The sequence below is a fragment of the Luteolibacter pohnpeiensis genome (genome assembly GCF_016595435.1).
Lineage (GTDB): Bacteria > Verrucomicrobiota > Verrucomicrobiia > Verrucomicrobiales > Akkermansiaceae > Luteolibacter > Luteolibacter pohnpeiensis.
Genome location: NZ_JAENIJ010000013.1, coordinates 1 through 13,089, shown reverse-complemented (window position 1 = coordinate 13,089; position 13,089 = coordinate 1). Strand labels below are relative to the sequence as shown.

Annotated in this window: 12 protein-coding genes; 5 read left to right on the top strand and 7 right to left on the bottom strand. The window is 52.0% G+C overall.

The annotated features are described in order from the left end of the window. Positions 1 to 20: 20 nt before the first annotated feature. Complete coding sequence (rpsO, locus tag JIN85_RS09590; protein ID WP_200270043.1) at positions 21 to 278, bottom strand: 30S ribosomal protein S15; 258 nt, start codon at positions 276 to 278, stop codon at positions 21 to 23. A gap of 168 nt (positions 279 to 446) precedes the next feature. Further along, positions 447 to 1,517: a glycoside hydrolase family 3 N-terminal domain-containing protein gene (locus tag JIN85_RS09585; RefSeq protein ID WP_200270041.1), complete on the bottom strand. Its 1,071-nt coding sequence runs from the start codon at positions 1,515 to 1,517 to the stop codon at positions 447 to 449. 221 nt (positions 1,518 to 1,738) lie between these two features. Here JIN85_RS09585 and JIN85_RS09580 point away from each other — a divergent pair, with 221 nt between their 5' ends. Both JIN85_RS09580 and JIN85_RS09575 read left to right on the top strand, forming a co-directional pair. Further along, positions 1,739 to 6,058: a hypothetical protein gene (locus JIN85_RS09580; RefSeq protein ID WP_200270040.1), complete on the top strand. Its 4,320-nt coding sequence runs from the start codon at positions 1,739 to 1,741 to the stop codon at positions 6,056 to 6,058. A gap of 4 nt (positions 6,059 to 6,062) precedes the next feature. Then, positions 6,063 to 6,779 (top strand): thrombospondin type 3 repeat-containing protein, encoded by a 717-nt coding sequence (locus tag JIN85_RS09575; protein ID WP_200270038.1) that lies wholly within the window; start codon positions 6,063 to 6,065, stop codon positions 6,777 to 6,779. Positions 6,780 to 6,789: 10 nt separating this feature from the next. Here the strand turns inward: JIN85_RS09575 and JIN85_RS09570 are convergent, their stop codons facing one another. After that, complete coding sequence (locus tag JIN85_RS09570; RefSeq protein WP_200270036.1) at positions 6,790 to 7,374, bottom strand: hypothetical protein; 585 nt, start codon at positions 7,372 to 7,374, stop codon at positions 6,790 to 6,792. 365 nt (positions 7,375 to 7,739) lie between these two features. Between JIN85_RS09570 and JIN85_RS09565 the strand changes: the two genes are divergently transcribed. Beyond that, entirely contained in the window at positions 7,740 to 8,309 is a 570-nt protein-coding gene (locus tag JIN85_RS09565) for a hypothetical protein (RefSeq protein ID WP_200270033.1), read from the top strand. A gap of 24 nt (positions 8,310 to 8,333) precedes the next feature. Here the strand turns inward: JIN85_RS09565 and JIN85_RS09560 are convergent, their stop codons facing one another. From JIN85_RS09560 to JIN85_RS09550, 3 genes are all read right to left on the bottom strand, one after another. Further along, complete coding sequence (locus JIN85_RS09560) at positions 8,334 to 9,509, bottom strand: dienelactone hydrolase family protein (protein ID WP_200270031.1); 1,176 nt, start codon at positions 9,507 to 9,509, stop codon at positions 8,334 to 8,336. A 115-nt stretch (positions 9,510 to 9,624) separates the two neighbouring features. Further along, positions 9,625 to 10,137, bottom strand: coding sequence for a LysM peptidoglycan-binding domain-containing protein (locus tag JIN85_RS09555; RefSeq protein WP_200270028.1), 513 nt, complete (start codon positions 10,135 to 10,137; stop codon positions 9,625 to 9,627). Positions 10,138 to 10,340: 203 nt separating this feature from the next. Next, a complete protein-coding gene (locus tag JIN85_RS09550; protein WP_200270026.1) occupies positions 10,341 to 10,550 on the bottom strand; it encodes a hypothetical protein in 210 nt (69 codons plus the stop codon). A gap of 312 nt (positions 10,551 to 10,862) precedes the next feature. Between JIN85_RS09550 and JIN85_RS09545 the strand changes: the two genes are divergently transcribed. Next, the gene (locus JIN85_RS09545) at positions 10,863 to 11,675 is read left to right on the top strand and encodes a HipA family kinase (RefSeq protein ID WP_200270024.1); all 813 of its coding nucleotides are present in this window, start codon (positions 10,863 to 10,865) and stop codon (positions 11,673 to 11,675) included. Continuing rightward, positions 11,672 to 12,649, top strand: a complete 978-nt coding sequence (locus JIN85_RS09540; RefSeq protein WP_200270022.1) for a DUF3037 domain-containing protein — start codon at positions 11,672 to 11,674, stop codon at positions 12,647 to 12,649. The genes JIN85_RS09545 and JIN85_RS09540 overlap by 4 nt, the downstream gene beginning before the upstream one ends. On the opposite strand, the gene JIN85_RS09535 is transcribed toward JIN85_RS09540, so the two are convergent. Next, a partial coding sequence (locus JIN85_RS09535) for a hypothetical protein (protein WP_200270020.1) occupies positions 12,646 to 13,089 on the bottom strand: 444 nt, incomplete at its 5' end. The genes JIN85_RS09540 and JIN85_RS09535 overlap by 4 nt on opposite strands.

Sequence of the window (13,089 nt, the reverse complement as noted above, 5' to 3'; positions counted from 1 at the left end):
GCTGCTCGGCTAAGATTGGGTTAGCGGCGGAGACCCAGGCCTTTGATGACCTCCTGGTATTTCTCCTCGGAGTTTCCTTTGATGTAATCAAGGAGCTTGCGGCGCTGGGCGACCAGCTTGAGAAGGCCGCGGCGTGAGGAGAAGTCCTTCGTGTGAAGGTTCAAGTGATCCGTCAAATGAAGGATGCGTTGGGTGAGGAGGGCCACTTGGTAAGGGGCGCTGCCGGTGTCTCCTTCGTGGAGCTGATATTCTTTGAGGTTGATTTCGTTTTCGCTCATAATCGTAGGGGATAGATCCAGCTTCCGCCGGACCGTCCTAGTTTTAGGTTGAGCGCGGAATCAAGCCGCTGGATCTGCAGTTGGCAAGGGAAATTGAACTCAAACCTTGGAAATCCGGGGGTTGCCGAGTTTTTCACATTGGAAAACGCCAATCCGTAACCGATTGCATTAATAATCAGCCACCGGGCTTTGGGCTTGTCCGGTGCCTTCTTCTGGGATTTTGGCGGCGAATTCGGCAATGGCATCGCAGGTCTTTTGCCAGGACGCGTCCGACCAGGTCAGCGGTTCGCACAATTTTTTGCGCAGCCGGGCGAGGCGTTGGTGCGCCTCATCGATCATCCAATACGGCAACTCAGCAATCGCTTTGGCCGCGACTTCGGCGGTTTCGATTTTATGGCAAATCATCGCCAGATCATTGCCGGCTTCGATCGCCATCTTGACGTCCTGACCACGCCCGTAACGCCCGGTGATGGCGCCCATGTCGAGGTCGTCCGTTAGCACCACATGCTTTTCGAATCCCAGCTGATCGCGCAAAAATCGGCGGATGATCCTTGGCGAAAGCGACGCCGGAAAATCAGGATCGATGTTTGGAAAATCGACGTGCGCCAGCATGATCGAATCGAGCTCCGGCATCAGCGCGGTGTAAGGAATGACGTCTTCCCGAAGCAATTCATCCAAGGTCGCGGGCGACGATGGCAGGTCGAAATGCGGATCGGAGACCGCACGGCCACAGGCAGGAAAATGCTTGCCGCAACTGGCGATGTAGCGTTTCCGCAGCCATCGGTTCCATTGCCCTGCGTAATCGATCACGCGCTGCGGATCACGCCCCCAGCAGCGCCCGCGCAGTGAGTTTTGCAGACCTGGAAAGTGATCAAGGTCCAACACCGGAGCAAAATCCAGATTGAAGCCAAGCAGCCGAAGAAAGTCCCCCGTGAGTGCGCCGACATTCGCGATGTCTGCAGGGTTTGCCTTCGCGGCCAAAGCAGCTGCAGACGGAGGAACCGGAGCGATGTCTTTGGTGCGGGTGACTTTTCCCCCTTCTTGATCGATGGCAATGATCGGCTCCTCGGAACAAAGTCCACGCAGGTCATCGGTCAATTTCCGGGTTTGCTGCGGGGAAGTGATATTGCGTGAAAACAGGATGAAGCCTGCGGGCTGCAGACGACGGAAAAGCTCCGCTTCCGCAACCGTCAGTTCCGGCCCGGACAATCCGAGCACGAGCAGTGAGCCGTTCATCATGATGCAGGAAACCCAACACGGAATCCGCTTTCAGTCCAAGCAGGAAACCAATCTGCCACAACCTGTGAAACTCGTAGCGAAGCGATCGCGAATAGCCCGTTTATGAAATTCGCCCCGTCAAATTCTTGACACCATTGCACACTTTTTAAACGGTCAAACTAATGAATACCCTTAGGTTTATCACCTCTTGCCTTCTGCTGCATCTAACTTCCCTACAAGGAATGTTTGCAGCCGAAGATACGCATCCGGCAGATTCCAACGGGGATCATCGCATCGTGCTCAGTGAGATCGAGACCTACTGGAACACCACTCTTTCGAGCATGCCCGATGCGGAGAAGAAGTTAGATCCAGCTTGGCAAACCGCTGACCATCTCTGGCGACACGGAGAATTTTACACCACCCACGCCAATCTAACAGCGCCGTTCTGCTTTCTGCCCAACGCCACCGCGCCGCAAGCGAACCTTTCCAATCGATACGCCAGATCTCTGTCCGTTATCGAAATCCTGGCCCCGAATTCCCCCACCACTTCAGCGACGGCCGAGTTCCGACCGTTCGATGGGCCGGATTGGTTTGCCCTGGATGTCGGCTTTGATCCAAGCACCGGGAAGATGACCATGATGGTGCCCTATCTGCCCGACCTTTGGTTGCGGGACAGCACCCGGCGCATTGAAATCCGGGCGACGCTGGATGGGGTGATGCACGAGTGCGGTGATCTCGAATTGCAACCGATTGATCGCTCCAATTTCAGCTTCGATATTTTCTACACCCAGCTCGACACAATTCTGGACGACATAGCGCTTTCCCAAGGCGTGGATCTCGATTCGGCAATGCAAAGCCTGAAATCGGGAAACGCCATCAGTGCGGAAGCCAATCTCTTCGCTGCCGCCAAAGCTTCTGCAGACTACAATAAAGCGATCCTCGATGGTTTGAAAAACTCCGGCAGTGCATCCGGTCAAGCCGTTCGCGAAATCAATGAGGAATTGTTTCTCTTGTTGATGAGCCAGGAGGATCGGGCAGAAACCGCACGCATGGCGGACCGGCGAAATCATGCAACAAGCTCCACCATGAGCCGCGCCATTCCCATGGCAGATGGCTACCACGGCTGCGCACCGATTCACAACCGGGTCGATCTTCAAATCGAATCGATCGAACGCTGCCGTCTCGATAACAAAAAAGACATCATCGACCAAATCAAGGAGGCAACGGGGCTGGATGGCGCGATTGACAAGGTTGGCGAAAAGCTTTCCGAGATTGCCGAAAAAACCTCGAAGAAGTTTGTTTCGAATGCAGACAAGGGCTCCAAGGTCACCTCGGGACTGCCGATATTTGCCATCAAGGCATCGTATGAACTTTATAACTTCAAGGAGGAATGGAACAAACAGCAGCTGCCTTATCGCATTACCAAATTTAACTACGAAGCAGTGGATGAGATCGGCAATCCGACTTATCTCTACGAAGATTCACCTCAACCCGGAAACGGTTGTGAGACGATACGACTGAAGGTCTTCGCCCACGCAGAGGGCCGTGGTTTTGATACGGCGAAATTTCTGATCGATAAAATCCCGTCGGCATCGGACTCCCTTCCCCAAAAGATTCAGGATTTTCCATTCCTTGGAAAAATCGCTACGGATCTCGTGAATAGCGGTCAAAAAGCCGTGCTCGACACCGCACATGCCGGGTTGAAGGAAGACCTGCAATTCACACCATGCCGTTGGCCGGAAGACGCCAGTGCCAAGGGCATCGAGCTCGAATTCAAAGAAAACTACCTGTTAGAAACCATCCCGGGCAGCGCCATCCAGGTCGATGGCCCCGAGAGCCAATTTTTCCGAGGAGCGAATATCGGCAAGGGACCGTTGCGGGTGAAACTGGTGGTCGATGAAAGGCGTCTGTGCCTGGAACCCTACAACGGTTTGTTTTCCTACGAAGTGAAACCAATCCGCGTCGTGTTCGTGCAACCGGCTTATACGGTGGACGACGTAGATCACAGTTTGACGATCTCAGTCGACCTCGAAGATTCCCATGAAATCGGTGAACTGAATTGGTATTTCGCCGATAAGAATGGCAATTGGCTGACCGCACTTCGGGAAGAAGACGGAACGGAAACCCTGAACCTCGAGGATATCGACGGCCACATCACCACCTCCAATACCAAACGTCATACTTTGACGATCAATCCGCCGGACGATCTCGATCTCTATCCGCTGACGGTTGAAGCCAACAGCCCGGCGCAAGGTTGCCTGCGCCCCATCGTCGGTGGCTTCCGCTTCAGCCAGGCGCAAATCCACTATCAGGCGAAAGCGTTTTTCATTCAACCGAATCACACCTGTTTCCCATTGGAATCCAGTCAGACACTCACCGCGATTCCAGCTGACCCCACCAAGGAACTGGACGTCGAATGGGAGGTCACCAGCGGCAATGCGACGATCACGAAAACGTCAGCCACAACCGCAACCTTGGTTCTGGGCGATACCCCGAGCGCAGAAATCGAAGTCATGGCCACAGGCAATGATACCTTCAAGTCCTTTGGTTACTATTCATCCGGCCCCTGCTTTGATTCGGTCAGCCTGTTTAGCCAGTATTCGGAAGCATTTCATCTAAATCCGGTTCTTGGTGAAACCTACACCAGCCAAATCAGCGTCCTCAGCTTTGGTGATCTTGATGCCTTTGCCGAATCCAACCCTCAACAATGGCTGACCGGACTAACCAGCGGTCAGTCAGCAGGGATCAACTACATTTATGGTATTGGAGCCACGCGCGCCACCATCATGGACCATGGGGTAGCTGACGAAGAGAATGGGACCTATTTCAATGAAGTTTCGCAAGACGGGTATTTCTGGCCAATTCTGAACTTCAATCGCTCCGGTCTAACCGACTTCGGCTATGAAGAAAGCGCAGGCGGCACCTACGTCACCGACTACCTCGAACTAACAGCCGATGAAAAATTTGGCGAAGCCGTCGCAGCGGAAGAAATGAAACTCAATCCCGAAGGGACCGAAGTCACCGTAACTTTGTCTTATTTCGCTCCATCGGATTTCTTTGAGACCGGCAGTAACGTGAATGCATTCTGGACGGTTTTTGGTGGAAACAAGGTCGATGAATACGTGGAGGACGGCTCCTATTATCTCGTCGCCACATTCCCGGTTACGGAGGAGCTGCCAACCATTGTCTTGCGTCTAACAGGAAGTGTAAATCTGGGCGGTGATATTTACAGCGTGGATTACAGTGGGACCACTCAATTCAGAAAAGTTCAGGTCCGGGGTATGTCGACTTACATGTATTCGAAGGATGATTCTGTTCCGAGACTCTGTGGAAACTGGGAAGGAAAGCTCAATGTGATCAGTGAATACATTCGTGAAGGTTGCTGCGGAAATATCGAACTTTTCGGCAACGATGAATACCTGGGTACAGCGCACCAGAACATCGCCTCCAGCGTTACTTTTCTGGCCAGCAATCCGGACATCGTCGGCTCCATCCCGAACTTCCTCTATTCGACCTCGGACTCAATCCCTTATTGTCTGGAGGTTAAGCGACTCAAGCGTGATCACCCGACCCCACCAGTTCCGCCGCATCGGAAACCGGATGATGATCCCGATCCTGAACCGGAGACACCGCCTGAGATTGATCCCGATTTCAAAAACTCCCCTGTTAGCAACCCGGATCACCCCGAGTTCCCAAGCCCGGATCCGATCCTGGCAACCAGTCCGGGCACTCAGGCCGGGGGCATTTTCATCGCGAACCAGCAGGTTCAATATCCGTTCCAGGAAATCGATTTTACCGGAGCAAACGGACTCTACCCCAACGGCATCGAGCTGGGCACTTACCAAAGCAATACAGGTGCTTATCTCAGTCGGTCTCCATTTGTCAGCGCTGCCTCACTCGCCTATCTGGCGGATACGCGCTACAACGTTGTCGCTTATGGCAAACTCTCCGGCGATTTTGGCGACGGCCTGCTGTTGCAACGTGAATTCGATGACGTTCGCTACATTGATTTCTGGGAGCGGGATGCCTCGGATGGAAAACTAACCGGCACCACCCTCATCCATGACGCGGGTTCATTCCGTGCACTCGGCATGGGCGACTACGATGGAGATGGTAGCAACGACATCGCAGGCGGTGATGACTCGTCATTTCTAACAAACGGCCCGCTGCTGCTGCATAAGGGAAGCGTCACGGGCTTCGCCGCCACTCCGACCATCTTTTACTCAAACCCAACTCAGGATGTGCTGCGCGCCGCCGCAACGATACCCGGAACCACAAACTCATTCATCGGTGCCATGGATGCGGATGAATCCACCGCGGTTCTCATCACTCTCGACTCGAATGGAGCCGTGATCTCACGACGTTCCCTTCCAGATATCGAGGGCATACAGATCCGGGCCTTTGCCGATCTCAATAACGACACCGTGCCGGATCTCATCCTGCACTCATTCCTGGCCACTCAATTTGAAGTTCACTTTTTGAACACAGACGGCACCACGCAATCCACCCGCACCTTCACCTGTCCTTCCAATATCATCCTGCCCGGGTATCCCCTATTCTAACGCCATGACCCTGAAACTCATTCTGATCGCAGCTTTGGCCTCCTGCAGTTCTGTCGCGGCATCAGGCATCCCGTATCGCATTGAACTAAGCCCCACAGGAAGCAAGTCGGTCTTTGTGACCGTTAGCATTCCCCAAGGAGCAACTGCACGCCGCCTGTCTCATAACGGCAGGGTGGATCCGGCACTTGCTTTGATGAAATGGGGTCCGCTCGATCCTACCCGCGTCCATGCGATCTCATTCCTGTTAGAAGGCGGCAGTGGCAATCTAACCGTTACTTCCTCTCCCGTAGAAAATGCTGCGGTCACCACCATTCCGGTCCGCGAGGATACGGACAACGATGGCGTTCCCGATGACTTCGAGCAGCAGCACCAGCTTCACATTGGTAATGATGATTCCGCCGAAGATCCGGATGGAGACGGATTTACCAATCGAGACGAGGCATTCCTAGGCACCGATCCGAATCGCGCGGACGATGTCCTGAAAGTTTCATCCAGCGAGTATTCCATCGCTGACGAAGCCTTCATCTTCCATCTCCCGGCCAAGTTCGCCTCCATCCCGTTAATCGTCGAAACCAGCCCCACTCTGGACAACGCTCTTTGGCGCAGTGTGGACGCAGAAATGGAAATCATCGGTGATGAAGCCATCTTCGAAGTCAAAGGAGGCCTCGCCAATACCCGGCAATTTTTCCGCGTTCGCCCTGATCTAACAGAAGAGGAATAGCCGCGGCCAATCACGCATGATCATCTTTTCCAGCAGGTTCAGCGAGCTTAGGAAGCTGATAATAAGACGCCGGCAGCATGCGTTTCTTCACCAGCACCAGCATCAGTCCGCCAACAAAAACTTTGGCAATCCATTTGATCACATCCAGATTGAGTTGAGCCTGCATCAACGCATCATCCGGGCTAGGTTGATGATCTTGCAAATGAACATAAATCATCTGTGGCAGACTGGCAGCAGCTACCGCTATGAGGATGATTCCAGCAGCTTGAATCAGCATCCCAAGAGAAGGGAAGCAACTGGCTTGAGAAGGATCACCTTCATCATCACTGACCATCCATTTCGAGAAAATCGGAGCGAGGAACCACAAACTGAGCGCCAGTATTGAGGGGATAATCATTGAGGCCCAAATCGAAACATGGACCGCTCTCATCACTGGCATCCAATCCGGATGTCTGGATGACAACGACGTAGCAGTGTACATATTTACGGTCATCTCAAGACTCATAAAAGTCACCGCCGCAAATTCCAGTGCTCTGTAAATCAGAAATAGGGCAAGGATGCGGATTGCGATATTGGCAAATTGGCTTGGTTTCATGATTTTATCAAAGTTTCTACAACTCGAGCGAGAGCCTTCTGACAAAAAACATTCGGGAAATCACCATTCCAAACAAGCAAAAGCATCAGCCCCTTCAGAAAAATATATGATTTTTATTTTCTAATCGAACTCACCGAATCGCTCATATTGCAATACAAATGAGCACTTTGCAATTAAAGTGACATGAAATCTTTTCGAATCAGGAATTCGCAACTTACTAATCATCAGAATCAAGAAACCAACATCAATAATATCCGAGTTGTTATTATACATCTGAATTTGATATAAACCTGGGTAGCCAAGTCTTTCATAAAAACACGATCTTCCATTGCAAATTCAATAAAGCTGAACGACGAATTCGAATCATGAAAGCAAGATTGACAAAGACACTGACAGTATCCGCGATGTTGCTAAGCTTGAGCTTGGCTTCACAGGCAAAACCTGATTCAGGCAAAGGCAATAAAGGTAAGGGCAAATCCGCACCTTCGTCACATGCGGTCAAGCACGACAATGGATCAAGCAAATCCTCTAAAGGGAATGATAGTCATGATCGGAAAATTGTTACTCCTTCCAAAAAACAGGATGACCATCGTGATGATCATAAGTTCACTAAATTCCGAGATTCGGACCGCACGACGATCGTTCAGTATTTCTCCAAATATCGAGACAACGATCATGGATTGCCTCCTGGCTTGGCGAAAAATCTCCATCGGGGCAAATCACTGCCGCCAGGCTGGCAGGACAAGGTCGCTCCGGGCTACAGAATTCAAGACGACTGGTGGCCACTGTTTACCCTAGTCCCAAGTGACTGGTTCCCCGGCCTGCAATTGGAAACCGGCATCCGCCTTTATCAGTACAATGATCGGTTGGTCCGCGTTTACGAACCAACCCACGAGGTGATCGATGTCGTCATCATTCCGACGATCCGATTTTAATCTCTAACAAACTCAACTGACGGTTTAATTCAATTGAACCACAGCGAAGGCACACCTGCTAGGATCAGGCAAATTCTTCAATGAATGGATGATCGTTTCAGGTGTGCGTTTTGCCATACCTGAAAACTTCGATTTTCCATTTACGGTCACGGTCACTTCAGCATCCAGATCGACCAAGGCATCTGATAAATTCAGTTTGCAACCGGCAGGCACATCCCCTTCCAAAGCAATGGTGTTGCCACTCACAGTGGCGATGATTTTCTCACCAACCTTTGCCTTATCTGCTGGAATTTCCAACCAGTAGAATCGGTCATGAGTCACGTCATCCTGCACCCAAATGACTTTTTTAGGCCATGGGTTCCGGGTGTGTTTGGCCATCCACGGCACCGCTTCCGCGTCTTTTCCGTTCATCCAATGCGGCAGCCCTTTATAAACGCGGACCATGTGCTCGTAGCCGCCTTCGTCGGCTTTTTCCAGCTCATCCAGCTCTTTGCCTTTTTCCTCATCCAACTTGTTCCGGTTGTATGCGGCATCATTTCCGCCCACGAAAATCGCGAATGGCAAATTACGCAACGGAAGTAAGGAAGCATCGCCCGGATGCCCCGCCATCATCGCGGCGGCGGCAAAACGATCCGCCAAACGAGGGGCGAGTTGCCAAACTCCGTCGCCACCCGCCGAATAGCCCATGATAAAGACTCGATTCGGATCCACTCCGCGAGTCGCAATCATGTCCGTGATCAGACGGTCGAATAGCGGATCCATGTAACCCAGATGCCACATATTCCAGGCATTGTCGGGAGCACGCGGAGCGATATAAATCCCTTCCTTCAATTTATAGAGGCGGATTTGATTTTGCCATTGCTGGTCATTCATCGCCGCAGGCCCCGTTCCTCCACCGTGGAGGGAAATCCAGAGACTCCGCTTTCCGGCAGCAGCGTGGCCGAATTCCTTTTCCAACCATTTCATGGTTTTGTCGCCGATGGTGATCGACATGTTCTTCACCTCATCCGCGCGTTGTGAGGCCAGGTCTGCCAGAACTTCAGTTCCAAGTTGGTCACGGAGCTCGCCCGCTTCTTCCTTTGTCAATGCCACATCCGGGACAGGTCCACGCTCCGCCGGAGCTTTGGCCATCCACTCTGAAATCGGGCTCGCCCAGACGGACGACGTAGCAAGAAACACAGCAGCAAGGAACGTGCGCATGCGGCAAATTCGAAGTTTTGCTCCGGGATGTCGACTTCATTTCACCGCAAACACGTTCTTCCTACCGTTGAGAGCATCAACGGCAGAAGGCGGAAACGTTTCTGGGCCCAACCGCTCAGCGCGGAATGACCAGAACCTTACCTGGTTGAATCAGGGAGCCTTTGATGCCGTTTGCCCGCTGGATCGCGCTGACGTTTGAGTTATTTTTACTCGCGATCCCGTAAAGCGTATCACCTTTCTTCACCGTATAGCGCAATGGAGCCGGCTTCTTTGGCTTGGCTCGCGCGGGCTTTGGCTTCGGTTTAGACGCCGCAGGCTTCGGGGTGGAAACCGTCCTTATCGGTTTCGGCTGTGTGGAAACGGCAACAGTACTGGGTGCCGGGCGGGAGTTGATCGGCACGACAGGTGCCTCATCGCGGCTCGCTAGCAGCACCGGTTGCTCTTCGATCTTGGGCGCGGACCCGGCCTTTTTCCATTTATCCGGGCTATCGGCCCAGGCCTCCACGTAATTTCCATTGCGATCGAACGGCCCCAATCCCGTCGGGTTGTAGCCCACGCTCCCTGCTCCGCAGCTGACAAAGCCGAGGGTGATCGAACACAATGCGAAGATCGAAGCCGCCAATTTCATGCACCGAGCATGATGAATCCTACCCCTTTGGCAAAACATTGTTAAGAAACGCGAATTTTTTTCTATCCGCGCGCTCGGCCTATTGTTGTGCGAATCTGAAGGCGCGTGAGCTCAATTGGTAGCGTCACATTCGCGGTGAGAAGATCAGCGGCTCAAACCCGCCATGCTCACATCTGCTTGAGAGCTCGTCTGGAAAACGTCGCTCAAAGCCCCCCAAACATGCCCTTCAGGCCGCCAAGCATTCCTGCCAATGGTCCTAAATCCGGGCTTTTCCCACTCAGCACATCGTTCAACATCGGATGAAGATTCGGCGGCAACTTCGATTTCGCAAACTCCCCTACAGTCGCAATCACCTGCTCAACCTGTTCCTCGTCGAGTCCGAGCGCAGCGAGTTTGATTTTAAGTTCGTTCATCGATCTGAAGGATTCAAAGAAACCAAAGTGCCGGGAACAGGACTCGAACCTGAGCTAATATCAAGTAAATTCGGGAAAAATCGCCCCGTGATCCGACAGTGATCCGATGAAACGCATGTACATGCAAGACCAATTCACCGTTGAAAATTTGATTATGGCCTGCCCGGATCGCCGCCACCCGTCATTGGTTTCGGGTCGAGATTCATGTCATCACCAACCTTGAAAACTGCTGATCCTCACCATCTTTGGTAAGTTTCGAGAGCATTGACGCTTGTCAATTCGAAGGAGGGGCAATTAAACCCTTATTCAATCATGCCTTTACGAAGCTTTACAGCTGTTCAATTCCGACGCCCCATGAACAGAGGCCTCAATAAACCATTTTTGGCATTCGGCGCTTCTGAAGATGATGGTGGCCGGGAGCTTTTGGTCGTCAAATCCAAGGCAGGATTTGGAGACAGGCCAGAAGCAATGTTGAGAGAAATTTTCGCGCTCCAACTGGCTCGCGAGCTAGGCTTGAACGCTCCGGAGCCAGTTTGGGTCAAGATTCTCCCAAATTTCGACTTTTCCGCTGCAGATCACCCTGAGTTTCCCGAGCTTATTCGAAATAGTTTAGGTTGGAATATCGGAACGGTCCATTTGGGCGATGATTGGAAACAATGGATTCACGGTACAATTCCCCCGACAATCGAGAAATCCGACCTCGAGCAGGCTTACGCTTTCGATGCGATGGTCCAAAACTCCGACCGAGAAATCGGCAATCCGAATGCTTTGTGGAGAGGCAAACAAGTAGCAATCCTCGATTTTGACAAGGCCTTCGCGTTCCTCCGCAGCTACGAAAAAGCCGAAAAACCCTGGAGGGAAACGCTTCACCGTCAGGTTTTAAGCCGTCATTGCTTCCACCAAACACTTCGTCAAGTTACTGTCGATCAGTTCATTGGGCAAGATCTCTGGGATACGTTTGAGGAGTGGCTCCTGAAAGAGCGTGTGCCAGTTCTCGCGAAAGAAACTGAGACATATTTGAACGATGATGATCTAGACTTGCCGCGATTGGAGACGTATTTTAGGAAGCTGGCTGGTGATACCCTCGACTTCTTTCGCATCCTCACCGCCACGACATGTAAATGATTTTGGTGCCCTACAGCTTTTGCTTTTTGCGTTACGTTCACGAACCTCTCTCGGGTGAGTTCGTCAACGTAGGCGTACTCGTATGGTGTCCTGATAAGCGGTATTTGGAATTCCGCGTTTCACGTAAATACCGTCGAATGAGCCATTTTTTCACTGGCTTTTCCCCCGACGATTATCGGTTCGTTACGAAGAAAGTTGAGCACCGGTTTAAAAAACTCGCAAAGGAGATCGCCCGCTCTGAATCCGATGATCTTCCTTTCCCAGAATCTCCGGAGAGCGCTAAAGATCTCGCTCTTTCCATTGTTCCGCACGACGACGCTGCACTTCAATGGAGTTCTTCAGGAGGAGGCCTCACGACCGACCCCAATGCTGAGCTCGAGAAACTTTTCCATGAGGCTGTTCTCCGGCATTATATCGCCCAAGAGGATGATAGTAGAGATGATGCCACCATTTATCGAGAAATCTACAAAAGAGCGTTCGAAGCAAGAATTGTGAAGCCTCACATTGTAGAACATGAGGTGTCGACGTCTCTCGCGTCACATTTGTTCCCTCAAGCTTGGAAAAACGGAGTGTGGAATGTTTACCAGCCGCTCTCATTCGATCTGAGAAAAAGCGACGCTATTAGAACGAAGGCTTATCAGTGGGAGAGTCTGACACGATTTTTATCAGATGCTGAAGAAAAGCCACGCATACACCTACTTTTGGCCGCACCAAAGAGCGAGTATGCCCGAGCTTACGGAAAGGCTAAGGATATATTGCGTTCTACTAGATCGGTCACATTGATTGAAGAAGATGAGGTCGACGATTTTGCAAAGAATATCGAAAGAATGATAGGCGCACTCAAATTGGATTCGGGAAAATATCTGGACCTCACTTTTGAGAGCGGTGACATTATCTACCATCCAAATTTAGACAATAGCATCCCTACTCCTAAGCTCCCTTCGACAAATTCAAGTAACCCAAAACGATCTTAGATCACCAGATTGTCCTTCGCAGATCCAGTCAGGCGGCGGTTCAGGTTGTTGGTTCCGTAGGCGGGTGGCGCTCCTAGCTGGATGGTCGTCCGGCCGGTTTCGAGAACGCAAGTCAGGCCGTTTGGCACGGCCAGCATGTCGGCCCAGGTGGCTCGGCCACCGGCGATATTAACCACTTTGCCCAGGTATGGGCCGGGGTTTGTCACTGGCTCGACCAGTTTCACCGTGCCGTCGTGCGGTATCCAGTCCATCGCCGCCTTCAGGTTTGCGGCGAGATCCAGTGGCGGACGCTGGAAGGCAAAGGCTCCGGGCTTGTAGAGCGGACGCGTGGATTTCTGAACGAGTGTGGTGCCCATGACCTCGGTTTCCAGATCCAGATAGCAGGTCATGTAGTACGTGGTCGTGCCGTAGGTGCCGAACACGTAGTAGTCGGCATTGTC